This is a genomic window from Rhodococcus sp. MT28 (assembly GCF_058792695.1).
Genome location: NZ_JBXAFD010000004.1, coordinates 420,848 through 447,429, shown reverse-complemented (window position 1 = coordinate 447,429; position 26,582 = coordinate 420,848). Strand labels below are relative to the sequence as shown.

Below are 26,582 nucleotides of genomic sequence, written 5' to 3'. Positions count from 1 at the left end.
GTTTCCCGCTCACTGAGCAACTCATTGTATGTATGCGAATGTATGCATATGCTCTGAGAAGGACTTGGGAGGGAACAGGACAAATGGGAGCAGGGCACGGTCATTCACATGGCCACTCGGCAGCAGATTCGGTCGGCGTAGGACCGTCACCGCAACGCATCAGAAAAATGGCGATCGCGCTTGCGATCCTCGTTGCGTTCCTCGTACTCGAGGCCACGGTCGGCATCCTGATCAACTCGTTGGCTCTGCTTGCCGACGCCGGTCACATGCTCACAGACGTGGTGGGTATGGCCATGGGACTGACGGCGCTGCTGCTCGCGAAGAGGGGCAGCACCACCGCGGCCAGGACCTTCGGTTGGCACCGCGCCGAAGTGCTGACCGCCATGGCCAATGCGGTGATGCTGCTGGCCGTCGCCGCCTGGGTCTTCTACGAGGCAATCGGCCGCATCGGTAACGAACCCGAGATCCCGGGCGGCGCCCTGATCATCACGGCGGCCGCCGGCCTGGCCGCGAACATCGTCGTGATGCTGATGCTGCGCGGCGATTCCAAGGACAGCCTGGCCGTGCGTGGTGCCTACCTCGAAGTGCTTGCCGACGCCGTCGGTAGCGTCGGCGTTCTGATCGCCGGTGGCCTTGTCCTGCTGTTCAACTGGACGTGGGCAGACGTCGTCGTCGGTGTTCTCATCTCGCTGTGGGTGGTGCCGCGTGCGATCAAACTGGCCGCAGCATCGCTGCGCATTCTGACGCAGGCGTCGCCGGCCGACGTCGACGTCGAAGCGGTCGAGGCCGACCTGGCGGCGCTGCCGAGCGTGATGGGTGTTCACGACCTACACGTCTGGACGCTCACCACCGGCATGGATGTCGCGACGGTCCACCTGACCAGTGACGCGAATTCGTCGAACATTCTGGAATCCGCGCGCACCGTCCTCGAGAGTCACGGTCTTTCCCACGCCACCGTTCAGGTGGAATCGTGTGCCAACGGCGAGCATTGCGAGAAGAACGTCACTTGGTGAAGCGGGTGATCTCCTTGCCCGGCTTCCAGAGGTCGACATACATGTGTTCGTCGTCGACAGTCGTGTGCACCACCTCGTCGATGTCGAGGACAAAGAGGTGCAGAGGTTTCGGAACCTCGTAGGTGTAGCTTGCGAGCACGGCTTCGAACTCGTCGCCGGTCACCTCGCGTGCGAGTCCGGCGATCTTCGCATCGCCGCCCTCCATGGTGTGCTCACCGGGATTGCTGTGTAGGGCGTAGCGCCCGTCACGGATGAGATCCTTCGCCTTGAGTGCGCCGAACATCGAACCGAGCACCAGACGCCCGTCGAGGATTTCGACTTCGGTGCCGCTGACCCGTGGTGAGCCGTCCTTGCGCAGCGTTGCGAGGACGTGATGCTTGTGGGCTTTGAATCGCGCTTGGACCGCGTCGGCAAGAGCGGGTACTTCTTCGGAGAACTTCTTCCAAGTGACCATGACGGTCATTGTGCACCCCTATTCCTGACAACTTCTGTCAGTAATTCTCGGTAATGTTCGGTCCATGAGATCCGCGCGGTTGCTCCAACTCATGCTGCGTTTGCAGGGGAGTCGCGGCGTTATCGCCGATCAGTTGGCCGAAGAGTTCGGCGTTTCGGTGCGGACGATCTACCGCGACGTGGCCTCGTTGTCGGCTGCCGGCGTGCCGATCTGGACCGAGAGCGGCCCCGGTGGTGGCATCCGTGTGCTCGACGGATGGCAGTCCAAGTTGTCCGGCATGACGGACGACGAGACGTCCGCACTCATGATGTTGGGTGTGCCGTCCATCGCTGCAGATCTCGGACGATCAGACGCCGTCGGTTCGGCGGGGGCCAAACTGCTCCGCTCCCTGCCCGGTCCGCTGCGCGAGAGCGCACGGTTGTGGCAGGACCGCATTCTCGTGGACGTTCCGGGTTGGTTCGGCGGCGTCGACGACATCTCTGCGCTTCCGATCGTCACATCCGCTGTGCTGGACTCGCGTCGACTGCGCTTCGCCTATCGCGATCGCGAGCGGACGGTCGAACCGCTGGGTCTGGTCATCAAAGCCGGAATTTGGTATCTCGTGGCAGGTTTGAACGGACGTACGCTCTCGTTCCGGGTCGGCCGCATCAAAAACGCCGTCGTAGAGGATGATTCGTTCGCCCGCCCGGCGGATTTCGACCTGCCGTCGTGGTGGGCAGCGTCGATGGCCGAGTTCGACCGTTCGCTGCTTCGCTTCGAGTGTCGCGTGCGATTGTCACCAGAGGGCAGGCGCCGGCTCCCCGATGTGGTGGGCGAGCTTGCCGCTGCAGTCGAAGTGGGGCCAGAGGACAACGACGGATGGGTCAGTGCCGAGCTGAAACTCGAGAGCGAAGCTGTCGCGCTCTCACAGTTGATCGGGCTGGGAGCCGACGTCGAGGTGCTCGAACCCTCGTCTTTGCGTGAAGGGATACGCACCGTGGCGGAGCAGATGGTGCTCCGCCACGGGCACGACAGCTAAGCCGTCGCAGAACGCTTTGCGAGCATGCGGGTGATACCCAGTTGAGCGGCGACGATAACGGCGCCAACCACCAGGCCCAGTGCTGCCGAGGCAAGTGTGTTGACGATCCACGCCAGCACGCCACCGACTCCAGCGATGTCACTGACTGCTTCTTCGCCGTGATGAACGGCGTCGTAGAGCGGGTGGAAGCCCAGTTCGTCGATGCCGACCAACAGGATGTGGCCACCGACCCACAGCATCGCGGCGGTACCCACGACCGAGAGCACTGACATCACGTGAGGCATGCCGCGAACGAGGCCTCGGCCGACCTTGTGGGTGAAGCCAGACGACGTCTCGGCGATCTTCAATCCGATGTCGTCCATCTTCACGATCAGTCCGACGACGCCGTAGACGACCACGGTGATGACGACCGCCACGACGGCAAGGATCACCAATCGGCTCCAGAAGCCTTCGCCTGCGATGGTGTTGAGTGCGATCACCATGATCTCGGCGGACAGGATCAGGTCGGTGCGGACGGCGCCCGAAACCACTGCTTCTTCGTCGCGAGGATGCTCGTCAGCGGCCTCGTGGTGGTCACCGTGGCCGAAGATTGCACCCCAGATCTTGTGAACCGCTTCGTAGCTGAGGTAACAGCCGCCGACCATCAACAGTGGCGTCAACAGCCAGGGGAGGAACTGACTCAGCAGCAGAGCGATCGGAAGGATGATCAGCAGCTTGTTGCGCAGCGATCCGATGGCGATGCGCTTGATGATGGGCAACTCGCGTTCGGCTGCGAGCCCACGGACGTACTGCGGCGTGACGGCTGCGTCGTCGATGACGACGCCGGCCGCTTTGGCGGTCGCCTTACCGGTTGCGGCGGCAACGTCGTCGATCGAGGCGGCAGCCATACGAGCCAGGGCTGCGACGTCGTCGAGCAGGGCGAAGAGTCCGCCGGCCATCACAGACCTCCAGTGGAATCAGTGGAAAAAGGTGGCCGGACCGAACCGGTGACGCAGTTACTTGATCGCACGAGGTCTCTATCCATGATCGTCGTAGGTGAGGTCAGGTCACCTCGAACGATACCGGGGGCATCCGTCAGGGACGACCTCGCGAGGTCGGTTGCCCTTCGTCACGAAAGGTCTTCCCGACCCGGTGCTCGCGTGTAAGACTGCACAGAAGATCGATCGAAACGGGGCACTATGCGTGAACCAGACACTGCACAGGTCGCCAAGACTTTCGACGCAATGGCGGCGCACTACGACCGACAGATCGGGCGCTTCGAACGCTTTGTGCTCGGTGACGCCCGGAAATGGGCCGTGGACCAGGCGCATGGCCGCGTGGTCGAGATCGCCGTGGGTACCGGACTGAACCTGCCTCTCTACGGAGACGACGTCGATTACGTCATCGGCGTGGACATCTCGACTGCGATGCTCGATCAGGCCAGGCTCAAGGTCTCCGAGGGAGTGAAGACCGAAGTCGACCTACGACTCGGAGACGTGCAAGCACTCGATGTTCCCGACGAGTGCGTGGATACGTTGGTCTCGACCTACGCCTTTTGCACGATCCCCGATCCGGACCGAGTTGCGAACGAAGCATTTCGAGTCCTGGTACCCGGTGGTCGATTCGTCCTCGCCGAGCACGGACCGAGCAAGAACGTTGTTGCTCGTACGTTGATGAAGGTCGTCGAACCGCTTTTTGTTCGGTTCGGTGCCGATCATCTCACCCGTGAACCGGTTGAATACCTCGAAAACGCCGGTTTCCTGATCGACGAGGTGCAGCGCAGCGGCCGGGGCGGAATCGTGTTTCGGGTCGTTGCGCGCAAGCCGGATCCCGAATGGACGGCACTCGGTCACTGATGTCGGAATGCCGTCCATCGGGGATTGCTCAGCCCAGGCGCTCCAGGATGGTCGCGTTGGCCAACCCACCTGCCTCACACATGGTCTGGAGTCCGTAGCGCGCGCCGCGCTGCTCCATCGCGTTGACCAGGGTGGTCATGATCCGCGTTCCGCTGCCGCCCAGTGGGTGGCCGAGCGCGATGGCGCCGCCGTGGACGTTGACCTTGGACAGGTCGACGCCGGTGTCCGCTGCCCACGAGAGGACCACTGGGGCAAAGGCCTCGTTGACCTCGAACAGATCTATGTCCGAGACCGTCAATCCCGCACGGGCCAGGACCTTCTGCGTAGCCGGGATGACCGCGGTGAGCATGTAGAGCGGATCGTCGCCGGCAACTGCGAAGCTGTGCAATCGTGCCTTCGGGGTGAGGCCGAGTTTCGCGGCGATCTCACTGGTCGTGATCATCACCGCCGAACTGCCGTCCGAAAGCGGGCTGCTGTTGCCCGCGGTGATGGACCAGTCGATCTGTGGGAATCGCTGTGCGTAGTAGTCGGATTCGAAGGCGGTCCGTAGGCCGGCCAGGGTCTCGACCGTGGTGCCGGGGCGGATGGCCTCGTCGACCGACAGCTGCGGGAGCGTGGCGAGTTCCTTGGTGAAGTACCCACTCTCGGTTGCCAGCGCGGCTTTCCGATGACTCGACGCCGAGAACTCGTCGAGTTGGGTGCGGCTCAGTCCCCACTTGGCGGCAATCAATTCGGCGCTGATGCCCTGCGGTACCAGACCGTCCGGATAGCGCTCTTCGAAACCCACGCCGAGTGATTCGCGCCCGATGCTGCTCGAGCCCATAGGGACTCGGCTCATCGACTCGACTCCGGCAGCGACAACGATGTCGTACGCACCGGCAATGACGCCCTGAGCGGCAAAATGAACTGCTTGTTGGCTACTTCCACACTGTCGGTCGACGGTGGTTCCCGGTACCGACTCAGGGTAGCCTGCGGCGAGAAGGGCAGTGCGAGTGACATTCTGGCTCTGTTCACCGACTTGGCTTACCGCTCCACCGATGACGTCGTCGATCAGTGCTGCATCGATTCCAGTGCGTTCGACTACCGCCTTGAGGCTGTGGGCGAGGAGGTCGACGGCGTTGATGCCGTGCAGGGCGCCGTTCGCCTTTCCCTTGCCGATCGGAGTGCGAACGGCTTCGACGATAACTGCGTCTCTCATGACAAATTCCTTTCAGGGATGGCGGATTCAACAGGGACAACCGGGGTGGGTGTGGTCGCAGGTGTCATTCCCAGTGATGCCAGGGCAGACACAAGCGCGACGGCAAAGATCACCCACCAGGCCTGGCGGAAGGTGTCGTAGTCGACAGCAGAGCCGAGAACCGCGATCAGAACGCTCACTCCGAGAACGGTTCCGATCTGTCGGCTCATGCTGACGATTGCGCTACCGGTGGCCGATCTGGCAGGTGCCAGATCCGCCGTGGCCTGCGACAGAATGGTCGGCAGGGCAAGACCGACACCGATCCCGGCGATGATCCAGCCTGGTAGGAGTCCGGTCGCGTAGTTGGGCGTCGTATCAACCGAGACGAGAACGAGTACGGTTCCGACTGCCCACAGAAGGCTGCCGAGTGCGGCGACGCGTCCCGCCGAGTACCTGCGCGTCAGCGATCCGCCGGCGATGGCGAACAGCGGAACGAGAAGCGGACCCGGTGAGACGGCGAAACCGGTTCGCAGAGCGGAGTATCCCCAGGCTTCCTGGAGCCACAGGATGTTCGAGAGAAGACCCGCGGCGAATGCTGCGCTGAACAGGATGGCGGTGACGTTGGACCAGGCAAACGAGCGGATCTTCAGAAGATCCGGAGCAATCAACGGAGTCCGGTGACGAGAGTTGCTCCACCAGAACGAGAGTAGTGTCACGGCGGCCACGGCGAAGGCGATCAGAACGCGATTGTCGGTCCATCCCCAGTCCGGACCCTGGACGAGTGCCAGGGCGAGAGAGCCGATTCCGACGGTGAGGAGGGCAGCGCCGACGAAGTCGATACCGGCATCGGGGTCCTTGTGTGTTGTATCCGGTACGAGTCGGACTGCGAAGTAGAGCAACACGATGCCCACTGGAACATTGATCAGGAAGACCCAGCGCCGCGAGGCCTCTACGAGGATGCCGCCCACGACAGGGCCGAATGCAGCTGCTGCAGCGCCGGCGGCTGCCCAGATGCGAACGCCGGATTGACGTTTCGCGGCGGGAAGCGCATTGATCAGAAGCCCGAGACTGGCCGGGGTGAGCGCAGCGGCACCGACTGCCTGGACGATACGGAAGGCCACCAGTGCCCACAAGGACGGGCTGAAGGCACAGGCGGCGCTGGCGAGGGTGAACAGTGCGAGGCCGGCGATGAAGGCGCGCTTGTGCCCGATCCTGTCCGCCCAGCGTCCGAGGGGTATCAACAGTGCGGCGTAGACGATCGCGTAGCTGTTGAGGATCCAACTGAACTCGCCGAGCGAGTGACCCGGGTAGCTCTTGGCGATGTCGCCGAAGGCCACGTTGACCACAAAAAGATCGAGGCTGGCGACAAACGGCGCCCCCGACAGTATCGCGAGCAGGGGTCCGGTCCGCACCGGCTGGCTATGAAGTTCCATAGTCAGCAATCTAGACTCTGGCTATGGTTATGGCAAGCCAGGGGGTATGGTGAATTGCATGGACGCTGTACGACTGACCGGAGTGCTCGAAGATCGCGACGCCTGGCGGGCCACGCACTGTTCGATCGGGCGGGCCATGGAAGTGGTCGGCACTCGATCCGCGATACTCATTCTGCGAGAGGCCTATTACGGCACAACGCGTTTCGACGACTTCGCGTCGCGAGTCGGCATCACCGAGGCGGTTGCGTCGGCGAGGCTGAAAGAACTCACTGAGGCGGGACTGTTCGAGCGTGTGCCGTACAAGGAGCCTGGAAAGCGGACGCGGCACGAGTATGTGCTCACCGAGAAGGGCCGTGACCTGCTGCCGGCGGTTCTCGCGCTGATGCAGTGGGGCGACAAGTATCTGCACGGCGGAAAAGGTGGACCGTTGGAGGTGGCCGACGACGCTACTGGTGAGCGCGTTCGCGTCGAGGTGCGCAGTGAGTCGGGTCGTGAAGTGCCTTTGGGGGAGTTGCGAGTCTCTGTCAACGAATCGCGTCGGCGGTTGCGCGAATAGCGATGCATCTCAACAGCTCTCGAGTGTAGGTCTTCTTGAAGTTGTCCGGTTTGTCTCTGGGTATCGAAAGTATGTTCGATTAAACTTTGGGCATGGACAGTCGGGATGCGTGGCAGCTGGATGGCGAGGGCCTCAAGGGTGAGGTTCTGGATCTGGTGCGCGCCCGGCACGAGTTGCAGTCGCGGATGGTGTTGCTGATCGTGGAGATGTTTTCCCGTGAGGTTCTCGGCGGGAAGGGTTTTCGGGCGATCGCACAATGGTTGCATGGTTCGACGAATCTGGAGATCGGTGAGTGCAGCCTGTTGGCCAGTCTGGCGCGGTTGCTTCTGCTCGAGCCTGTTGTGGCGGATGCGTTTCATCGCGGTGACGTGGATGCGTTGAAAGCCCGTCAGGTGGCGTCATTCTGTCAGCATCCGCCGAAGAACATGACGCCAGCGGATGTGGACAAGGCCCGCGGGATCCTGTTGGGGTTGGCATCGAAGAACATCGCGGATTGTGATGCGGTGCGGGCGGCGATCCGGCGGATCGAGAAGCAGTACGGCAAGCGTGAGGACGGCGTTCCGGTCGGGGAAGATTCGGAGCGGAACGAGTTCTACGCGTCGAAGGGCCTGTACGGCAGAGTAACCGTGAAGGGTGATCTGGATGCGGTGAACGGGGCGCGTCTGATCACGTTGTTGTCGAGCCTGTCTGCGCCGATACCGGAGAAGGACGGCGTGAAGGACACGCGTACGCCGGCATTACGACGGGCGGACGGGTTCTGCGAACTACTGCGGCGGTACGAGCGAGCGGGGTTGGGTCCGATCGAGGGCGGGGTGAAACCGCACATCACCGTTACCGCGTCCGCGAAAGACATGACGGATCTGCAGGCTTTGAAAGACCTCCTGCCGTCGACGGAGGAACTCGGGTTTGCGTGGGCGGATTGGGTGGGCCCGATCAGTATCGACACTGCGCGGATGTTGGCGTGCGACTGCACCGTGACGCGGATCTTGTTGGACGAGAATGGTGTTCCGCTCGACTGCGGTAAGGAAGCGAGAACAGCGACGGTGCCGCAGAGGCGGGCGTTGGCGGTTCGTGATGGTGGGTGTGCGTTTCCGGGGTGCGGAACGCCGTCGGGGTGGTGCGATGCTCATCATATTGTTCACTGGAACGATGGTGGCCCAACGGATCTCGACAATCTGATCTTGTTGTGCGGCCATCACCATCGGACACTGCACCACACCGAGTGGCGTGTCGAGATCGGCCCGGATCGGAAGACGGTGTTCTATCCACCGATGTCGATCGACCCGTATCAACAGCCGATCGGCGGGAACAGCCCACCCACAGCGGCGTGAACCGCGACAACTGAAGACGTGAGCACCGGGGCACCTCTACGCCCCGGTGCTCGAGCTCGCGTTTGGGAGTCCCCGCGTTTGGGAGTTTTGTGGCAGGGCGTCAGCTCAGTGACTTCTTGAACCCGACATGGGAGGCCACAAATCCGAGTCGCTCGTAGAAGTCGTGAGCTTCCTTGCGAGTTTGATCCGAGGTGAGCTGCGCCAGAAACGCGCCGCGCCGGGCACCTTCTTCGCAGGCCCATCGGATCATCGAACTGCCGATGCCTTTACTTCGGTAGTCCTCGTGGACGCGAACAGCTTCGATCTGCAGTCGCGTGGCACCCATCCGGCTCATACCCGGAATGAAGGTCAATTGCATTGTGCCGATTACCGCGTCGCCGACCAGAACGGTGACGAGAAGTTGAGCCGGATCCTCGTCGATTCGCTTGAACGCGTCCTCGTAGATCGTTCGGGCTTCGGGGTTGGTCGTCTCCCGGGTGCTGCCGATCGGGTCGTCGGCGAGCAAGTCGATCAGTGCCTCCACGTGTCGAATCTCGGCCCGCGTGAGGGTGTACTCCACTCCGCCGGACTGAAATGACGTCGCAATCATCGATGCTCCCCTGAAGAAGAATGAATGTCTGAAATGTCAGACTCTCACGAGTCTCCTCCAGCGCACTCGATCACGTCCAAAAACGCATGAGGGCGTTACCGAGCATGGCGTAGTAGTCGGACACACCGCTCAATTCGAAGATCCAGTAGATCGCGTCGAAGAAGACGACATTGATCTGTGGGACGAACAGGAGCGCAACCAGCAGGAGCAGTCCGTACGGCTTGAACTGGTCGAGTTGGTGCCGTGTGTTGGGTGCGAGGTAGGGCTCCAGCGCGTTGTAACCGTCCAGACCCGGGACTGGGAGCAGGTTCAAAACTGTTGCCATGACCTGCAAGAAGGCCAGGAAACTGAGGCCTGCCCAGAACGTCAGATGCTCGGCCGATGAGCCGTACGTACGTATGACGACGAGGAGGATCACGGCGGCGACGGCATTCGTGAACGGACCGGCGAGCGATATTCGGGCCTGCACCTTGGGCGGGAACATCCCGGTGCGCAGGTACACGGCGCCGCCGGGAAGCCCGATGCCGCCCAATGCGATGAACAGCACCGGCAGACCGATCGAGAGCATCGGATGGCTGTACTTGAGCGGGTTGAGCGTCAGGTAGCCACGAGCCTCGACGTCGGTGTCTCCATGACGCCACGCCAGATAGGCATGCGCGAATTCGTGCAAGCAGAGCGTGACCACCCAGCCGGCAACCACGAGGACAAAAACACCCGCGCGGCCCGCGATGGAACCCCACGTCGAGTTCCAAGCGACGATTCCGGCGATGACAGTGATCGCAACGACGCCGAGGAAGACAGGGCTCGGCCGAACCGCCGACCGTGCTGCTCCGGTTCTCACCTGACCAACAACCAAGTCTTGTCGTGCCGGTAGAAGGTCGAACGCTTCAGATCGCGTGGGTTGGCCACCCCGTCGCGAACCAGTCGCGCTGCCGGCGAGCCCAGTTGAATGGCTCGGCCTTCCAGCCAGCGTCGCCCGCTCCAGCGGCTCTTGCGGTCGACTGATGCCTTGATCCCGGGGAGCTTGGGGCTCGGCACTATCCGGATGCCGGGGACTGTGCCGGAGAACAGCTTGTTGTCGTCGACGTAGGCCTCGCCGATCAGTTCGTCTGCATCCGCCGGACCCGTGACAGTTGCTGCACCTACCAGCGCGATTCCAGCGTCGTCGCGAATGAGCGGCACGGTGTGGACTGTGCCTTTCAAGGCCGTGCGCGCAGCTCGTGCACCGGTCGCGAGTTTGTACGCGTCGGTTGCGTCGGACCTGTTCTCGGTGACGTAGGCGAGTTCGACGTTGAGTCGCTCCAATCGCATCAACCGCGTCAATGCCGCGGCAAACGCGCCGTCGTTACCCACGACGATCAAGCGAGGCTCCGTCACGACCTGCAGTTGGGACAGTGCCTCGTCGAAGTCTTGCTTCTCCGGAAGTTCAGGGACAGTGAACGACGTGAGTTCACCCAGGGGGAGTGGAACCGGCGAATCGCCACATTTGAGCACCACAGGGGTCAAAGCCACTCCTAGCTCGATCAAGACTTCTTCTCGGGTAGTGGGACCTCGCCACCCTTCCCCGAAATGGCCGTCCGAATCACTGCCGACGATCTTAGTGCGAGTCTCTGTGTCGACTCGCAATCGTGATGGTCACCGGCCAAATTCTGGACCGTCAGGTCTGGTCTGGTGCTCTGGGCTAGACTGCTCCTTCGGTCACTGCAACAGTTCGGCGCTGCATCATGTGCGCGGAAGCCAGGCAGTACCAATGCGGCGGGACAACTGCTGCACGTCGACCGTAGGAGACAACGTCATGCCGGCAATCGTCCTGATCGGCGCCCAGTGGGGCGACGAAGGTAAGGGCAAAGCTACAGATCTACTGGGCGAGCAGCTTCAGTGGGTCGTGCGATACCAGGGCGGTAACAACGCCGGACACACCGTGGTTCTGCCGAACGGTGACAAGTTCGCACTGCACCTCATCCCGTCCGGAATCCTCACCCCCGCCGTCAACAACGTCATCGGTAACGGTGTCGTCGTCGACCCGGGTGTGTTGTTGACCGAATTGGCAGGCCTGGAAGAGCGCGGCGTGGACACGTCCCGCCTGCTGCTTTCTGCTGATGCGCACCTGATCATGCCGTACCACGTGGCCATCGACAAGGTCACCGAACGCTTCCTGGGAGCGAAGAAGATCGGCACGACCGGCCGCGGTATCGGCCCGTGCTACCAGGACAAGATCGCCCGTGTCGGTGTCCGTGCCGCGGACGTCCTTGACGAGAAGATCCTGACCCAGAAGGTCGAAGCAGCACTCGAATTCAAGAACCAGGTGCTGGTCAAGATCTACAACCGCAAGGCACTCGACCCGCAGCAGGTCGTCGAAGAGGTACTGACGCAGGCCGAGGGTTTCAAGCACCGCATCTCGGACACGCGCCTGGAACTCAACCTCGCCCTCGAGCGCGGCGAGACCGTTCTGCTCGAAGGTTCGCAGGGCACTCTGCTGGACGTCGACCACGGCACGTACCCGTACGTGACCTCGTCCAACCCCACTTCGGGTGGTGCGGCGGTCGGTTCGGGAATCGGTCCCACCAAGATCACCACCGTGCTCGGCATCCTGAAGGCGTACACGACGCGTGTCGGTTCCGGTCCGTTCCCGACGGAGCTGTTCGACGATCACGGCGCATACCTGGCGAAGCAGGGCGGCGAGGTCGGTGTCACCACCGGACGCGCTCGTCGTACGGGGTGGTTCGACGCTGTCATCGCGCGCTACGCGACGCGCGTCAACGGCATCACCGACTACTTCCTCACCAAGCTGGACGTGCTGAGCAGCCTCGACACTGTGCCGATCTGTGTCGCGTACGAGGTGGACGGTGTCCGCCACGACGAAATGCCGATGTCACAGAGCGATATTCACCACGCCAAGCCCATCTACGAAGAGATGCCCGGCTGGTGGGAAGACATCTCGGAGGCTCGCACCTTCGAGGAACTGCCGCAGAATGCGCAGAACTACGTGCTTAGGCTCGAAGAGCTTTCGGGTGCGTTCATCTCCTGTATCGGTGTCGGCCCCGGCCGCGACGAGACGATCGTCCGGCGCGAGATCGTCCGCTAGTTCGTTCCCTCGAAATCCCCGCTCATGCAAGCATGAGCGGGAATTTCGTGTTTCAAGCCAGCTTCGACAAGTGCGCGGTGACGGTCATCCAGTCGGGAAACTTGGTGCTGCCGAACTTGATCCACTCGCCCTCGAATCGATCTGCTCCGTTTGCTCCGCGGTCGTCGACGAGGTAGTCGCCCCGATTGAGGTGTTTGTGGTGCGAGAGGATCAGACGTTTGTACGCGACGCTGCCTTCCTCCATTCCGAGGTGCTCTTGTACCCACAGAACCTTGTCGTGCCAGGCTGTGGCGTTCTTCCACGGCGCTGTCGAGAGGATGTAGGTGTCGAACTGCTGTGCCAGTTGGTGGTAGGCGTCGATAGCGCCGTCGAGAGGATCCATGCGAGAGAAGATGTGCGGCGCTTCGTCGAGGTCGTTCTTGTACTTCTCTCGGACGCTGTCGGTCAGGCGATCGATGCCCGACTGGAAGTTGACCAATGTGTTGTCGAGATCGATATAGAGAATTTTTTTGGAAGCCGGCATAGGAACCCTTTCTGGAGACTTTCTGAGTGCGAAAAGAGTCCAGTTTTACGCAACTGGACTGAGATCAGTGAATTCTTCCCCCTGATCACAATCGCACGGGGGTCTGACAGCGTCGTTCTCGCGGTCTGAAGTCTTGTCGTGGAAGATGCCGCCGAGGGGTGCTGCCAGGCGAAACTGCTCCAACCGAATGTATGTACCTTCACCTTCGGCGGGCGCGAAGAAGTAGACGAGTGCCACGAAGAGTCCGATGCCGATCAGGGTTGCGAAGGTAGTCATGGACATATGATCAACTCGACTGGTATTGAGTTACATAGCCAAGTTGTCGATACTGGACTGCATGATGACTCGAGTTCTCGGTGCCCGTTCGCTTGCGCGCGATCTGGGATCCTGGCAGGAAGAGTCCGGACGCAGGCCCGCGTACCGTGCGCTCGCCGACGGTATCCGCCTGCTTGTGCACGACGGTCGCGTTCCGCTGGGGGTCGCACTGCCGAGTGAGCGTGAACTTGCGGCGGTACTCGAACTCAGTCGGACCACGATCACGTCGTCGTACTCGGTGCTGCGCGACGAGGGGTACCTGATCAGCAGGCAGGGTTCGCGAAGCACCGTGGCATTGCCTGCCGGCGCGCGGCCGAACGGGTTGATGTTCCGCTCCCATCAACCCGGGCCGAGTGGACCCGTCGTCGACCTCAGTTACGCGGCGATGGCAGCTCCCGCCGCTCAGGTCGAACTGGCGTATGCGTCTGCGCTGCAGGAACTTCCGAACTTCCTTCCCACACACGGGATGGAACCGGTCGGGATCGCCGACTTGCGTGACGTGATCGCGCAGCGCTACACGGCGCGGGGTCTTCCCACCACCGCCGAACAGATCATGGTGACCTCGGGTGCGCAGCACGCGCTTCGATTGTTGCTGTCGGTGCTCACCTCACCCGGCGAGCGAGTGCTGGTCGATCATCCGACGTACCCCAATGCGCTGGAAGCGATTCGGCGAAACGGCGCTCGGCCCGTACCGGTTCCGGTCCGACCGGAGTTCGCAGCAGCCGGAGCCTGGGATCTCGACGGGATTCGTAGTGCAGCAAGGCAAACCGCTGCCAGAATGGCATACCTGATCCCCGACTTTCACAACCCGACCGGCCTCTGCATGGACTCTTCCGGCCGCGCCGAGCTTGCGAAGATTGCGCACGAAACGCGAATGACTCTGGTCGTCGACGAGACGATGGTGGATCTGTGGCTCGACGCACCACCGCCGGCGCCGGTCGCCTCACATGGGCGAGGCGCAGCGAAAACCGAAGTGGTGACGCTCGGTTCGACCGCGAAGTCGCTGTGGGGCGGGCTACGTGTCGGTTGGATTCGCGCCGATGCCGCGCTCATCACCCAGTTGGTGGGGGCGCGTGCCGCGGTCGACCTCGGTACTCCCGTCATGGATCAGTTGGCAGCCGCCTACTTGCTCGCCGACGACCGCTCGTTGCTCGAACAGCGTCGCGAAGTTCTGCGAGAACAGCGTGCGGTACTCCTCGGTGCGGTGGCCGAGCATCTGCCGGACTGGCGTCCCACCATCGGTTCCGGCGGAATGTCGGTCTGGATGCGAATGTCCGCGCCCGTCTCGACGGCGTTGGCGGCGGTGGCACCCAACTTCGGCGTACTCCTTGCCGCCGGCCCCCGTTTCGGCGTAGAAGGTGCGTTCGAACGATTCATCCGCGTGCCGTACGCACGTTCTCCCGAGGACCTCATTCGCGGCGTTGCGTCCATCGCCGCTGCGTACGACACTCTCGCGACGGATCGCGACACGGCAGACCAACGAATGGTCGTCGTCTGAGAACTGGGTACACACCCTGAAAGTGGTGTGAAACCAGGAGGTAGGGCATGACGGCGGTAGACGGTACAGGCGCAGCGGGAACCAGTGCGGCGGAAGCGCTCGCAGAACGATTGTTCGCGGCCACGCTCGGGGCATCGGAGCTGCAGGCCGTGTATCTGGGCGACCGGTTGGGCTGGTACCGCGCGCTGAGCGATCACGGCCCGCTCACGTCGACGGAGCTGGCGGACCGGACAGGGACCGTCGAAAGATATGCGCGGGAGTGGCTCGAGCAGCAGGCCGTCGCCGGTTATGTGGACGTCAATTCGGATGCCGATCGCCGGTACAGCCTGCCGCAGGCCCACGCCGATGTTCTGGTCGACGACGAGAACCTTCTTTTCCTGGCGCCGCTGGCGAGGCTGTTCGTCGCGACGACGTCGTCGATGCCACGTCTACTCGACGCTTATCGTCACGGTGGGGGAGTCACGTGGGAATCGATGGGCCCCGATGCTCGCGAGGGTCAGGCGCTACTCAATCGGCCGATGTATCTCCATCAGCTCTGTCAGCAGTTTCTGCCGGTAGTCACCGACCTGCACGCCACACTTTCGGACGGCGGGCAGGTCGCTGATCTCGGGATGGGGGAGGGCTGGTCGTCGATCGCGCTCGCCCTCGGATACCCGAAGATCGAAGTGCACGGCTTCGACGTCGACGCGGCGTCGGTGAACGCTGCCCGTCGTAACGCTCATGATCGGGGGGTGGACGACCGCGTGCATTTCTCGTTGGTCGACGTCGCCGGACAGGCTCCTGAGGCCGGGCGAGCCGATGCCGGGACCTACGACGCCGTCTTCGCTTTCGAGTGCCTTCACGACGTTCCGGATCCGGTGGGTTTTCTTTCCACGGCTCGGGCGATTGCCCAGCCGGGCGCTCCGGTGATCGTGATGGACGAACGAACGGCGGATGAGTTCGATCCCGAGGCGGGTCCGATCGAGCAATTGCTGTACGGATTTTCGCTGACCTGCTGCTTACCGGACAGTCTTTCGCATCCGGGAAGCATTGCCACCGGGACGGTGATGAGGCACTCGACACTCGAAAGCTATGCCAAGGCGGCAGGTTTCGAGCGGGTGGACGTGCTGCCGATCGAGCACGAGATGTTCAGGTTCTACAGGTTGGGCTGACGCCCCGTGCGCCTTTTTGGTTGCAGTAACTACCAAAAAGGCGCACAGGGGCCGAAGGCCCTAGGTCCAGACCGTATCGATATCCGTCGCCTCACGCGCCGGCGCAGCAGGCGTCGTGGTGGGCGTGCGCGAGAAGCGCGGTGCGGGAGCATGCTGGGTGACGCCGTCCAGTTCGATGAGCGAACCGCGAGCCGCGATGTGTTCGTTGGACGGAGCCTCGGCGAAAGTCAGGACAGGGGAGACGCAGGCGTCGGTGCCGAGGAAGATCTTGGCCCACTCGTCGCGAGTCTTGGACAGGAACTTTTCGGTGAAGAGCTTCTTCATGTCGTCCCACTTGGACGTGTCCATCTGGTGAGGGAGCGTCGCGGGATCGAGTTCGAGGCCCTCGAGCAGCAATGCGTAGAACTGGGGTTCGATGGATCCGACGGCCATGTACTTGCCGTCGGAGGTCTCGTAGGTGTCGTAGAACGGAGCGCCGGTGTCGAGGAGATTGACGCCGCGCTCGTCGGACCAGACGCCGCGACCGCGGAATGCCCACATCATGTGGGAGAGCGCGAGGGTTCCGTCGACCATTGCCGCGTCGACGACCTGGCCCTTACCGGACGTCGAGCGCTCGACGAGAGCCGACAGAATGCCGAAGATCAGGAACATGGAACCGCCGCCGAAATCGCCGACCATGTTGAGCGGCGGGACGGGACGTTCACCCTTGCGTCCGATGGCGTTGAGGACACCGGTCAGTGAGATGTAATTGATGTCGTGACCGGCGGCGTTGGCGAGCGGTCCTTCCTGTCCCCAGCCCGTCATACGGGCGTAGACGAGGCGCGGATTGCGCTCCGAGACCACGTCGGGTCCGAGTCCCATGCGTTCCATGACGCCGGGGCGGAAACCCTCGATGAGGACGTCGGCGCGGCCCAGGAGATCGAGCACTTTCGCGACGTCGGCCGGGTCCTTCAGGTTGGCCTCGACGATGCGGCGGCCGCGCTTGATCTGGTCGGTTGCGTTCGAGTCCTGCGGAATCTGCCCTGCGCGCTGCACGATGACGATGTCGGCGCCCATGTCCGCCAACAGTGTCGCGGCGTGCGGGCCCGGTCCCAATCCAGCGAATTCCACGATCCGAATGCCCGCGAGCGGGCCCTTCTTCTCCACAGCTTCTGCAGACACACGCACTCCCAATTCAGACGGTGACAACACTTCTGACCCGACGGTAACGTGTCGAATCGATCAGGTGTGCTCCGGGGCACTGTGTCCACCGAGGGAGGCGCCGATCACTAGACGGCGGCACCCTCGAACTGAGCGTTGTAGAGACGGAAGTACGCGCCCGCCGCTGCGATGAGTTCGTCGTGTGTGCCCTGCTCGACGATCTTGCCCGCCTCCATCACGACGATCAGATCGGCGTTACGGATGGTGGAGAGCCGGTGCGCGATGATGAAGCTGGTCCGCCCGACGCGCAACGCGGACATTGCTTGCTGCACAAGCTGTTCCGTACGTGTGTCGACCGAGCTCGTCGCCTCGTCGAGAATCAGCAGCGACGGCTCCGACAGGAATGCACGAGCGATCGTGATGAGCTGCTTCTCGCCGGAGCTGATGTTCGACGCCTCCTCGTCCAGCACGGTGTCGTACCCGTCCGGGAGCGTGTGGATGAAGCGGTCGACGAAGGCAGCGCGTGCGGCTTCGTGAATCTCGTATTCGCTGGCGTCGAGTCGGCCGTATGCGATGTTGTCGCGGATCGTGCCGCCGAAGAGCCAGGTGTCCTGCAGAACCATGCCGACGTGCTTGCGCAAGTCGGAGCGGCGCATCTGCGAGATGTCGACGTCGTCGAGAGTGATTCGGCCGGAGTCGACTTCGTAGAAGCGCATGAGCAGGTTGACCAAGGTGGTCTTGCCGGCACCGGTGGGCCCGACGATGGCGACCATCTGCCCGGGCCGGGCCGTGAGGTACACGTTCTCGATCAACGGCTTGTCCGGCTCGTACCGGAACGAGACGTTCTCGAACTCGATGTGACCGACGTTGCGATGACGTCCGGCGGGCTCGGGGAGAAGCGGCACGTCGATGTCGGGCGACTGCTCGGGTTCGTCGAGAAGCTCGAAGACCCGCTCCGCCGACGCGGCTCCGGACTGCAGGCTGGTCGACATGGACGCGATCTGCGTCAGCGGCTGGCTGAACTGTCGCGAATAGACGATGAAGGCCTGAACGTCACCGAGTGACATGTTGCCGCTGGCGACCTTGAGAGCGCCGACCACAGCGAGCAGCACGTAGGTGATGTTTCCGACGAAGTTCATGACCGGCATGATCAGGCTGGAGAGGAACTGTGCGCCGAAGGACGCGTCGAGGAGCTTCTTGTTCTGCTCGGCGAATTCACGCTCGGCTTCGGCCTGATGCCCGTACACGCGTACCAGGTCGCGACCGCTGTAGTTCTCCTCGATCTGCGCGTTGATCTTGCCCGTCTCGGTCCACTGAGCCTTGTACAACACCTGTGCTCGCTTGGCGACCCTGGCAACGAGGAGCACCGATACCGGCACCGCGATCAGTGCGATCAGGGCGAGCATCGGAGAGATGACGAACATCATCGTCAGGACGCCGAGGACGGTGAGCACCGACGTCAGGAGCGAGGTCAACGTCGACGACAGCGTCGACGAGATGTTGTCGATGTCGTTGGTGACGCGGCTGAGGATCTCGCCGCGCGGTGTCTTGTCGAAATACGGAAGGGGGAGACGGTGAAGCTTCGCCTCCACCGAGGCACGCAGGTTGTAGATGGTCTTCTGGACGATGATGTTGAGGAGGAATGCTTCCAACCAGGCAAGCAGCGACGAGAGCAAGTACACGCCGATCGCGAGCATGACGACCTTGCCGATGGCGTCGAAGTTCAGACCCACACCGGGAACGACGTCGGTCGAGTTGGCGACAAGATCGGCGAACGTCGAATTCCCTGATGCCCGGATGGCGTCTGCGGCCTGCTCGCGGGTGAGTCCGGCGGGCAGGCTCTTGCCGATGAACCCGGCGAAAATGAGGTCTGTCGCGTGACCGAGGATTTTCGGCACTGCGACCGACAGCGCGATGCTGGCGATCGTCGCAACGACGACACAGAAGACTGCAAACTTGTGCGGCTGCAGAAGCGAGAGAAGCCGCTTCATCGTCGCCTTGAAGTGGCGAGGTTTGGTGTCCGTCGCGGTCAGCGCGGGCTTCGGCTCTTTGTCGGGGGTCTCGGGGTTACTCGACTTCGCATCGTCGTCCGCGGATTCAGGTTCGCTCGGGATCTTGGCGAACACCACCGTCGGGGCATCGTCGAAGTACTGGCTGTTGGGGCCGCCCCATGTCGGGTCCTGCGGGCTGGTCATGCGCTCATCTCCGCGGGAATCTGGGAAGCCACGATCTCTTGGTACGTCGGACAGTTGGCCAGAAGGAACTGATGGTCGCCGAGGCCGACCGGCGCACCGTCTTCGAGGACCATGATCTGGTCGGCATCGATGATGGATGCGACGCGCTGAGCCACGATGATGACCGTCGAATGAGTCGAAACCGTCCGGAGTTCGCGTCGGACCGCGGCGTCCGTATGCATGTCGAGAGCGGAGAACGAATCGTCGAAGACGAAGATCCGGGGTCTGCGGACCACCGCTCTGGCGATGGCGAGACGTTGTTTTTGTCCGCCCGAGAGATTGCCGCCGCCCTGGGCGATCGGTGACTCGAGACCGTCGGACAGCTCCCGGACGAAGTCGTCTGCCTGGGCGATGGTGAGGGCTGCCCAGATGTCGTCGTCGGTGGCGGTCGGGTTTCCGTAGCGGATATTGCTCGCGATCGTGCCGGCGAACAGATAGGCCTTCTGGGGCACGTATCCGAAGTTGGCGAAGAGTTCGTCCTGATCCCAGCCACGGACGTCCAAGCCGTCGACCAAGACGGCGCCGGCCGTGACGTCGAACAGTCGGGGGATGAGTGAGACGAGGGTCGATTTGCCACTACCGGTACTGCCGACGATCGCGGTGACCGTTCCTGGCATGCATCGCATCGAGACATTCGACAGGACCGGCGTTTCAGCTCCCGGATACGTGAATCCGGCTCCACCGAACTCGACAACGCCGTAGGGGCTGGTCGGGCGAAGGGGCTGGGCCGGCGCGGGCACGGTCGGCTCGGTGTCGAGTACCTCGGTGATGCGGTCGGCACACACGGCCGCGCGGGGGATCACGACGGCCAACATGGTCGCCATGACCACGGACATCAGGATCTGCATGACGTAGGCGAGGAAGGCGCTGATCTGGCCGATCTGCATGTCTCCGGTATCGACCAGATGCGCGCCGAACCACAGCACCGCGACGCTCGACAGGTTGGCGATCAACATGACGGTGGGCAGCAGAACCGCCTGGTACCGGCCGATGAGGAGCGAAGTGTCGGTCAGTTCCTTGTTGGCCTTGTCGAAGCGGATCGTTTCGTCGGGTTCGCGAACGAAGGCGCGAATGACACGCATACCGGTGAGCTGTTCGCGCAGTGATCGATTGATGTTGTCGATCCGCGTCTGCATCGTCCGGAAATGCGGGATCAGCTTGGCCACCACGACCGAGACGGTGATGCCGAGCAGTGGTACCGAAATCGTCAGGAGCCAGGACATCTGCAGGTTCTCGCGCAGAGCCATGATGATGCCGCCGATGCACATAAGTGGGGCGCTGACGAGCATCGAGGACGTCAGCATGACCAGGGCCTGGATCTGCAGGACGTCGTTGGTGTTGCGTGTGATCAGCGTCGGCGCACCGAAACTGTTGAATTCGCGATCCGAGAAACTGCCGACTGCCTTGTAAAAGGCGCCTCGAACGTCGTGGCCGAAGCCCATCGACGATTTTGCAGCCAGATAGGTCGATGCGACCGACGCGATGATCGACGCAAGCGAGACCAGGAGCATGATCCCGCCGGTGGACATGATGAATCCGGTGTCGCCTCGGGCGACGCCGTCGTCGATGATCCGCGCGTTGAGTGTGGGGAGGACCAACGACGCGATGGCCCCGAAGAGTTGCAGTGCGAGGACCCCGGCAAGCAACCAGCGGTACGGCGGCAGGTACGTCTTGAGGAGTTTTGCTAGCACGACGGTTCCCGGTGAGTTGCCTCGGTTGCCGCTCGTTCGCGATTGATCACACGCACACGGTATGACAGATCGCGGTCGAGGTTGGCACCGACTCTGACGATTGCATCCTTTTGTCCTAATTGGCTGTGATCTCGAACACACTCGAATTCGAGATTGGATTCAGGTCACAGCACCTGAACTGCAGGTTTACATATTCATCCAATGTGTCACGTTTTCGCTTGGACAGAAACAAACTGGACGTACGTATTTAGCTTGGCTACAAAGACGTGGAGCGAACAAAACGTGCGCCGCGTCATAGATATTCATGCAAGGAGTCACATATGGGATCCCTCGGAAACCTTCTCAAGGCCAACGGCATGGGCTGGGGCATTCTCCAGCTTCTTCCCCTGGTCAACATGCTCAAAACCCTTCAGGGGCTGGACACCGCGAGCTCGAACTCCTGACGTTCGACCTCGAGAAATCTTCCGAAACAACACAGGAGTAGTCGCATGACCTCGATTCAGAATCTCGACGCCTTCCTCAAGAGCGTTCTTGCATTCGTGACCAAGTTGAACGCGGGATCGGCAGACGGCTCGGGTTCGGCCGGTTCGGCCGCCGAGTAGTTCTCGGTCCTCACTTCATCTCAACTGCATTCCGACAAAAGGAGGCCCGACATGGGTTCATTCGAAGACTTCAGCGGCGTCGTCAAGACGTTCATTCCGGTGCTCAAGGACCTGTTCACGGCACTCGGCGGTGGCTCTCTCACCCCTGGGACGGGATCGGCGGCCGATAAGTAAGTCCAGTTTGTCCGAAAGTGTGGCTCGCAGTTGTCTGCGGGCCACACTTTTCGGCTCTTCACTGTGAGCTAAATCACATTATGGGACATTCTAGAGGGTGAATTTGCGCTTTGAACTGCAATTATCCGTAAAGGTGTGACCGAAAGTCCGCATTGATAGCTATTAGATAGCTAGACAAGGATGGAAAGCCGGTCTATAAATGCAGGCAGCGCCAAGTCAGTGCGCTACATCACAGCTCGGGATGTTGTTCGGGGGGCGGTTCAGCCATCCGTGCGGCAGAAGTTCCCGAACCATATCGGCCACCGCCTGCGGCCGGAATGGCGCTGGAACATCACACCACCTCACATACAGGAGAACCTCCTATGTTCGGATCACTCAGCACCCTCGGACCCCTGCTCACCGCGCTCGGAACTTTCCTCAAGTCCGTTCCCACCGAATCGCTGTCCGGAGAGGGCGAGGGCTCGTCCACCGGTTCACTCTCGGGTCTGTCCAGCGGATCCGCCGAGTAGTCATCCCTTCCGGCAGATCAATTCGGCTCTGCCGATCGGATTGCATGCAGGTGCCCTCTGTCCACTGTCGTGGCCGGAGGGCATCCGCGTTTGCGGAGATGTTCGCAGTTGCCGTTTTGGCATGTGAACACAGAACTGCGAGTGGCAGCACCTGCGTACGATAGTTCGACGACATCGGCATACGGTCACCGCGACGTCCGGTGCTCCCGAATTCAGAGGTAGCCGACCGCGAGGTGACGCATGGTAGGGACGAGTCGCTTTCTGCGCCTTCTCCTAGTGCTGGCCGTTGTACTTGCGGCATCGTTGATCGGCATCCTCACGCGCCCACCAGGTTTGCTCGCGACATTCTGGTGCGCCAACGCCATTCTGCTGGGAATGATGGTCAGATGGCCGGTCCTGATCGAATGGCGGACGTGGATCGCCGCGGCCGTCGGATACGTCTGCGCTGACCTGATTACGGGCAACTCGCTGTCGCTTGCCCTGCAGCTGAACGGGGCCAACCTCGCCGGAGTGACGCTCGGTGTTCTCGTTCTGTACTACTTGAAGCGCACACCGTTCCGATTGGTCGATTCGCAGTCGCTGGTATGGATGGTCTTCGTCTCGTTCGTCGCGGCGACTGGTACCGCGGCCACGGCCGGCGCCTTGGACCGGCTCTTACGCGGTCAGTCCTTTGCCGACACGTTTTTCCACTGGGGTGCCACCGAGGTCATGGCGTACCTGCTGGTCCTTCCTCTCATTCTCACTCTCTCCATCCCGTCGAGCCTTGCCGAGTTCCGCAGGAAACTGACCGCCAGAACTGTCGCCGCTCTGAGCGTTCCGCTACTCGCCACTGCAGCCTGCGTGCCGATCGCCCTCAGTATCGAAGGGCCGATTGCGCTGGTCCTGCCGATTCCAGCTCTCCTCTGGTGTGCCACTCGCATCTCGGTTCCGAGCACTGCCTTCGTTTCAGTGGTCTGGTCGGTGTGGTCACTCATGATGGCGGGTAGCGGTCGACTCGACATCGGAGATCAAGCCGCCTCGACGTGGAACGAGGACGTCATCACGTCCATTGCCGTCACGCTGATCGCGTTGGGGCCGATCGCGGTTGCCTGTGCGACCGAGGAACGCCGTGCTGCCGAGCGTGAGCTCTTCCTTGCCGTCGAATTCGACCATCTGACCGGGGTCCTCTCGCGTGGTGCGTTCCTCGGCCACGCGGAAGCGGAACTTGCCGACGCGGCTCGCACACAATCTCCGGTCGGTCTGCTGATGCTCGACCTGGACCACTTCAAGAGCATCAACGACACGCATGGACATATGACCGGTGACAGCGTTCTCGCGAACTTCGCCGAGCGGGCCGCTGACCGATTGTCGGACGGCGATCTGATCGGAAGGCTCGGCGGCGAGGAGTTCGCCGTTCTGCTTCCGGACTGCAGCTACGCGCGAGCAATCGATGTCGCCGAGGCGGTCCGCGGCGCGCAAGTCGAGTACTCGGCCGAATCAGATGTGACGAGCACCGTCAGCGTCGGCGTCGCGTGGGTCGATCATGCGACGCCGGCGCTGTCGACCCTCATGAGCGTCGCAGACGAGGCTCTCTACGACGCCAAGCGTGCTGGGCGCAACCTCGTGAAAGTGCACCGCGTCGGCAACGACACCGTGCCGCAACGGAATTCCGAGCCGGACACTGTCACCCGCACCTATCGCAAACCTGCGGTACCCCGAACGATCCGGCGAGGATTTGGCCGCGAAGGTGTGGTGGACGGCCGATAACCGCGCTGACCTGCATCGGGATTGGCATATAGTCGCACCCATGCAGCTTGATTCGACGCCTTCGCCCCTGCCGACGCTTCCGCTCCGATTCGGAACCCCACTGACCGAGAACTCCATCCGCGTGATGATGTTGGGATCAGGCGAGTTGGGTAAGGAAGTTGTCATCGCGCTGCAGCGTCTGGGCGTCGAAGTGATTGCGGTGGATCGGTATCCCGATGCCCCTGGGCACCAGGTGGCTCATCGTGCTCATACCGTCGACATGACCGATCCGGAAGCACTGCTTGCCGTCATCGAGTTGGAAAAGCCTCACTTCGTGGTTCCCGAGATCGAGGCCATCGCGACGGATGCGCTTGCACTCGTCGAAGAACGCGGGGGTGCGGTGGTCATTCCGACCGCCCGAGCCACCCAGCTCACGATGAACCGTGAGGGAATCCGTCGGCTCGCGGCCGAGGAGTTGGGCCTGCCCACTTCGCCGTACGCCTTCGCGGACTCGCTTGCCGAAGTACAGGCAGCGACAGACCGAATCGGTTTTCCGTGCGTCATCAAGCCAGTCATGTCCTCGTCGGGGAAGGGACAGTCGACGGTTCGATCCGCCGAAGATCTCGACGCCGCATGGGATTACGCGATGGCCGGAGGTCGTGTGAATCACGGCCGGGTGATCGTCGAGGGTTTTGTCGATTTCGATTACGAGATAACACAATTGACGGTTCGCGCCGTCGGTGAGAGCGGTCAGGTCGAGACGTCGTTCTGCGAACCGATCGGGCACCTGCAGGAGGCCGGAGACTACATCGAATCGTGGCAGCCGCAGCAGATGTCCGCGGTTGCCCTCGCCTCGGCCCGAGACGTCGCCGAGAAGGTAACCACGGCTCTGGGCGGGCGAGGCATCTTCGGCGTCGAGCTATTCGTGAAGGGCGACGGCGTCTTCTTCTCCGAAGTGAGCCCACGGCCGCACGACACCGGATTGGTGACTCTGCGGACGCAGCGACTTTCGGAGTTCGAACTGCATGCTCGCGCGATCCTGGGCTTGCCGGTCGACACGACGCTCACGTCTCCGGGAGCGTCGGCAGTGATCTACGGCGGAGTGGAGGCAAAGGGGATCGGATTCGACGGCGTCGCCGAGGCGCTCGCGGTTCCCGAGACGGACCTGCGGCTCTTCGGCAAGCCGGAGAGCTTCACGCGTCGTCGCATGGGTGTTGCAGTGTCGACGGCCGCCGATGTGCCTACTGCACGCGACCGTGCTCGCGAAGCCGCGTCGAAGGTGCGTCCCGTCGGATGAGTCCTGTGGCCGAAGTCCTCGTCGGGCTGGTCATCCTGGTCGGTCTGATCGGTGTCGTCGTTCCGATTCTCCCGGGGACGCTTCTTGTTTTCGGTGCAATTCTGGTGTGGGCGATCATGACCGGTGGTGCCACGGCGTGGACGGTGTTCGCGCTGTCCACGCTGGCACTGGTGGTCACCGGGATCGTGAAGTACACGTGGCCGGGCAAGCGGATGAAGTCCGGGGGAGTGCCCAACCTGTCGGTGGTGGTCGGCGGCGTCGTCGGCATCATCGGGTTCTTCGTGATTCCGGTCGTGGGGTTGTTCCTCGGATTCATCGTCGGAACGTATTTCGCGGAACTAGCGCGGCTGCGCCGTTACGACATCGCTTGGTCGTCGACGCTTCACGCGGTGAAGGCAGTCGGATTGTCCATGCTGGTGGAACTGTTCGGAGCGCTGATCGCGGCGGGGCTGTGGCTGGGAGCCGTTGCGTTCACCTGAGCGCAGCGGTACCAGGAGCGGGCGTTGTCGCACATGACCGCGGGCAGGTCGTCGCCGACAGCGTCGGCGATCACGTCCAGGTCGTGGACCTCGAACGCTCGACGTGCCCGTGTGCCGGGTAGATCGGTGCCGAACATCAGCGCAGCGGGATTGACCGCGTGGATCTGGCGCAGCACATCGCTGACGTCGGAGATGGTGGTGCGGCCGAACCCGGTGGCTTTGACGCGCACTCCGCGGTCGACGAGGTTGAGGAGATACGGCAGTCCGCGGGTGGACATTCCCAAGTGGTCGATGCTCACCGCGGGCAATTTGGCGAAGACCGGTTCCAACGACAGCAACAGCGTGGCATCGACGTAGAACTCGGCGTGCCAGCCGACCAGATCGAAAGCGCGGTTGGCGAGATCGGCGAGCAGACGCAGGTCGGTGGCGCCGCGGCGCAGGTTGAACCGGACGGCACGTACTCCCAGTGCGTCCAGAGCAACGATGTCTTCATCCGTCGCATCGAGCGGCAAAGCAGTGACGCCCACCCAGCCTTCACCGAGTTCGGACAAGGCAGCTTTCAGGTATTCCTGGTCATTGCCCTGGTACGACGCGGTCACCACCGCGCCGCCGTCAACGCTGAGGCCCTTCAGCGAGGCAATCCGGGCCCGGTAATCGGCCACGGTGAAGGGCTCAGGCAGGTACCCGTGATTCTCGACCAGCGGGAAGCGCGGGTCGATGATATGCACATGGGCGTCAAACACGGGGTCTATT

General features: G+C 62.3%; 27 protein-coding genes. 14 read left to right on the top strand and 13 right to left on the bottom strand.

The window, feature by feature from the left end:
* Positions 1 to 83 precede the first annotated feature (83 nt).
* Complete coding sequence (locus AC1Q6C_RS18540) at positions 84 to 1,013, top strand: cation diffusion facilitator family transporter (RefSeq protein ID WP_063314832.1); 930 nt, start codon at positions 84 to 86, stop codon at positions 1,011 to 1,013.
* On the opposite strand, the gene AC1Q6C_RS18535 is transcribed toward AC1Q6C_RS18540, so the two are convergent.
* Positions 1,003 to 1,467 (bottom strand): pyridoxamine 5'-phosphate oxidase family protein, encoded by a 465-nt coding sequence (locus AC1Q6C_RS18535; protein ID WP_065456214.1) that lies wholly within the window; start codon positions 1,465 to 1,467, stop codon positions 1,003 to 1,005. The genes AC1Q6C_RS18540 and AC1Q6C_RS18535 overlap by 11 nt on opposite strands.
* 64 nt (positions 1,468 to 1,531) lie before the next feature.
* On the opposite strand from AC1Q6C_RS18535, the gene AC1Q6C_RS18530 reads away from it, so the two are divergent.
* Positions 1,532 to 2,485, top strand: coding sequence for a helix-turn-helix transcriptional regulator (locus AC1Q6C_RS18530; protein WP_065455971.1), 954 nt, complete (start codon positions 1,532 to 1,534; stop codon positions 2,483 to 2,485).
* On the opposite strand, the gene AC1Q6C_RS18525 is transcribed toward AC1Q6C_RS18530, so the two are convergent.
* Positions 2,482 to 3,423 (bottom strand): DUF808 domain-containing protein, encoded by a 942-nt coding sequence (locus AC1Q6C_RS18525; RefSeq protein WP_007726787.1) that lies wholly within the window; start codon positions 3,421 to 3,423, stop codon positions 2,482 to 2,484. The two genes, AC1Q6C_RS18530 and AC1Q6C_RS18525, sit on opposite strands and share 4 nt — an antisense overlap.
* 240 nt (positions 3,424 to 3,663) lie before the next feature.
* On the opposite strand from AC1Q6C_RS18525, the gene AC1Q6C_RS18520 reads away from it, so the two are divergent.
* A complete protein-coding gene (locus AC1Q6C_RS18520) occupies positions 3,664 to 4,320 on the top strand; it encodes a class I SAM-dependent methyltransferase (protein ID WP_042452162.1) in 657 nt (218 codons plus the stop codon).
* A 28-nt stretch (positions 4,321 to 4,348) separates the two neighbouring features.
* Here AC1Q6C_RS18520 and AC1Q6C_RS18515 read toward each other — a convergent pair whose 3' ends face one another.
* Both AC1Q6C_RS18515 and AC1Q6C_RS18510 read right to left on the bottom strand, forming a co-directional pair.
* The gene (locus AC1Q6C_RS18515; protein ID WP_042452159.1) at positions 4,349 to 5,518 is read right to left on the bottom strand and encodes a thiolase family protein; all 1,170 of its coding nucleotides are present in this window, start codon (positions 5,516 to 5,518) and stop codon (positions 4,349 to 4,351) included.
* Positions 5,515 to 6,930, bottom strand: a complete 1,416-nt coding sequence (locus AC1Q6C_RS18510) for an MFS transporter (protein WP_492666728.1) — start codon at positions 6,928 to 6,930, stop codon at positions 5,515 to 5,517. The genes AC1Q6C_RS18515 and AC1Q6C_RS18510 overlap by 4 nt, the downstream gene beginning before the upstream one ends.
* 58 nt (positions 6,931 to 6,988) lie before the next feature.
* Here AC1Q6C_RS18510 and AC1Q6C_RS18505 point away from each other — a divergent pair, with 58 nt between their 5' ends.
* Both AC1Q6C_RS18505 and AC1Q6C_RS18500 read left to right on the top strand, forming a co-directional pair.
* Positions 6,989 to 7,486 carry a winged helix-turn-helix transcriptional regulator gene (locus AC1Q6C_RS18505; protein WP_007726791.1) on the top strand — a complete coding sequence of 166 codons (498 nt, stop codon included), beginning with the start codon at positions 6,989 to 6,991 and terminating at the stop codon, positions 7,484 to 7,486.
* A 92-nt stretch (positions 7,487 to 7,578) separates the two neighbouring features.
* A complete protein-coding gene (locus AC1Q6C_RS18500) occupies positions 7,579 to 8,817 on the top strand; it encodes an HNH endonuclease signature motif containing protein (RefSeq protein WP_193595525.1) in 1,239 nt (412 codons plus the stop codon).
* A 100-nt stretch (positions 8,818 to 8,917) separates the two neighbouring features.
* Here AC1Q6C_RS18500 and AC1Q6C_RS18495 read toward each other — a convergent pair whose 3' ends face one another.
* From AC1Q6C_RS18495 to AC1Q6C_RS18485, 3 genes are all read right to left on the bottom strand, one after another.
* A complete protein-coding gene (locus AC1Q6C_RS18495; RefSeq protein ID WP_007726792.1) occupies positions 8,918 to 9,406 on the bottom strand; it encodes a GNAT family N-acetyltransferase in 489 nt (162 codons plus the stop codon).
* A 70-nt stretch (positions 9,407 to 9,476) separates the two neighbouring features.
* Positions 9,477 to 10,247 (bottom strand): site-2 protease family protein, encoded by a 771-nt coding sequence (locus AC1Q6C_RS18490; protein WP_003944319.1) that lies wholly within the window; start codon positions 10,245 to 10,247, stop codon positions 9,477 to 9,479.
* Positions 10,244 to 10,918 (bottom strand): hypothetical protein, encoded by a 675-nt coding sequence (locus AC1Q6C_RS18485; protein WP_080961056.1) that lies wholly within the window; start codon positions 10,916 to 10,918, stop codon positions 10,244 to 10,246. Before AC1Q6C_RS18485 ends, AC1Q6C_RS18490 begins: the two co-directional genes overlap by 4 nt.
* A gap of 283 nt (positions 10,919 to 11,201) precedes the next feature.
* On the opposite strand from AC1Q6C_RS18485, the gene AC1Q6C_RS18480 reads away from it, so the two are divergent.
* Positions 11,202 to 12,491 (top strand): adenylosuccinate synthase, encoded by a 1,290-nt coding sequence (locus tag AC1Q6C_RS18480; RefSeq protein ID WP_003944351.1) that lies wholly within the window; start codon positions 11,202 to 11,204, stop codon positions 12,489 to 12,491.
* A gap of 52 nt (positions 12,492 to 12,543) precedes the next feature.
* Here AC1Q6C_RS18480 and AC1Q6C_RS18475 read toward each other — a convergent pair whose 3' ends face one another.
* Positions 12,544 to 13,014, bottom strand: coding sequence for a 5' nucleotidase, NT5C type (locus AC1Q6C_RS18475; protein WP_073513520.1), 471 nt, complete (start codon positions 13,012 to 13,014; stop codon positions 12,544 to 12,546).
* Between the two features lie 45 nt (positions 13,015 to 13,059).
* Positions 13,060 to 13,290, bottom strand: coding sequence for a hypothetical protein (locus tag AC1Q6C_RS18470; RefSeq protein ID WP_003944349.1), 231 nt, complete (start codon positions 13,288 to 13,290; stop codon positions 13,060 to 13,062).
* Between the two features lie 61 nt (positions 13,291 to 13,351).
* On the opposite strand from AC1Q6C_RS18470, the gene yczR reads away from it, so the two are divergent.
* Together yczR and AC1Q6C_RS18460 are read left to right on the top strand one after the other, a co-directional pair.
* Positions 13,352 to 14,827 (top strand): MocR-like transcription factor YczR, encoded by a 1,476-nt coding sequence (gene yczR / locus AC1Q6C_RS18465; protein WP_019749471.1) that lies wholly within the window; start codon positions 13,352 to 13,354, stop codon positions 14,825 to 14,827.
* Between the two features lie 47 nt (positions 14,828 to 14,874).
* Positions 14,875 to 15,978: a class I SAM-dependent methyltransferase gene (locus tag AC1Q6C_RS18460; protein WP_003944389.1), complete on the top strand. Its 1,104-nt coding sequence runs from the start codon at positions 14,875 to 14,877 to the stop codon at positions 15,976 to 15,978.
* A 60-nt stretch (positions 15,979 to 16,038) separates the two neighbouring features.
* Here AC1Q6C_RS18460 and AC1Q6C_RS18455 read toward each other — a convergent pair whose 3' ends face one another.
* The 3 genes from AC1Q6C_RS18455 to AC1Q6C_RS18445 all read right to left on the bottom strand — a co-directional run bounded on the left by AC1Q6C_RS18455 (position 16,039) and on the right by AC1Q6C_RS18445 (position 21,043).
* Entirely contained in the window at positions 16,039 to 17,139 is a 1,101-nt protein-coding gene (locus AC1Q6C_RS18455) for a CaiB/BaiF CoA transferase family protein (RefSeq protein WP_042924245.1), read from the bottom strand.
* 107 nt (positions 17,140 to 17,246) lie between these two features.
* Positions 17,247 to 19,313 (bottom strand): ABC transporter ATP-binding protein, encoded by a 2,067-nt coding sequence (locus tag AC1Q6C_RS18450; RefSeq protein WP_230359597.1) that lies wholly within the window; start codon positions 19,311 to 19,313, stop codon positions 17,247 to 17,249.
* A complete protein-coding gene (locus tag AC1Q6C_RS18445) occupies positions 19,310 to 21,043 on the bottom strand; it encodes an ABC transporter ATP-binding protein (protein ID WP_021333951.1) in 1,734 nt (577 codons plus the stop codon). Before AC1Q6C_RS18445 ends, AC1Q6C_RS18450 begins: the two co-directional genes overlap by 4 nt.
* Before the next feature lie 320 nt (positions 21,044 to 21,363).
* Between AC1Q6C_RS18445 and AC1Q6C_RS18440 the strand changes: the two genes are divergently transcribed.
* The 6 genes from AC1Q6C_RS18440 (at position 21,364) to AC1Q6C_RS18415 (ending at position 25,829) form a co-directional block, all read left to right on the top strand.
* Positions 21,364 to 21,486 (top strand): hypothetical protein, encoded by a 123-nt coding sequence (locus tag AC1Q6C_RS18440; protein WP_003944443.1) that lies wholly within the window; start codon positions 21,364 to 21,366, stop codon positions 21,484 to 21,486.
* Between the two features lie 210 nt (positions 21,487 to 21,696).
* Positions 21,697 to 21,819, top strand: coding sequence for a hypothetical protein (locus tag AC1Q6C_RS18435; RefSeq protein WP_019749478.1), 123 nt, complete (start codon positions 21,697 to 21,699; stop codon positions 21,817 to 21,819).
* Positions 21,820 to 22,181: 362 nt separating this feature from the next.
* Complete coding sequence (locus AC1Q6C_RS18430; protein WP_230359598.1) at positions 22,182 to 22,328, top strand: hypothetical protein; 147 nt, start codon at positions 22,182 to 22,184, stop codon at positions 22,326 to 22,328.
* Between the two features lie 240 nt (positions 22,329 to 22,568).
* Entirely contained in the window at positions 22,569 to 24,074 is a 1,506-nt protein-coding gene (locus AC1Q6C_RS18425) for a GGDEF domain-containing protein (RefSeq protein ID WP_230359599.1), read from the top strand.
* 40 nt (positions 24,075 to 24,114) lie between these two features.
* Complete coding sequence (gene purT / locus AC1Q6C_RS18420; protein ID WP_230359600.1) at positions 24,115 to 25,350, top strand: formate-dependent phosphoribosylglycinamide formyltransferase; 1,236 nt, start codon at positions 24,115 to 24,117, stop codon at positions 25,348 to 25,350.
* Entirely contained in the window at positions 25,347 to 25,829 is a 483-nt protein-coding gene (locus AC1Q6C_RS18415; protein ID WP_019749482.1) for a DUF456 domain-containing protein, read from the top strand. Before purT ends, AC1Q6C_RS18415 begins: the two co-directional genes overlap by 4 nt.
* Here the strand turns inward: AC1Q6C_RS18415 and AC1Q6C_RS18410 are convergent.
* Complete coding sequence (locus AC1Q6C_RS18410; RefSeq protein WP_223304639.1) at positions 25,733 to 26,572, bottom strand: amidohydrolase family protein; 840 nt, start codon at positions 26,570 to 26,572, stop codon at positions 25,733 to 25,735. The two genes, AC1Q6C_RS18415 and AC1Q6C_RS18410, sit on opposite strands and share 97 nt — an antisense overlap.
* Between the last annotated feature and the right edge of the window lie 10 nt (positions 26,573 to 26,582).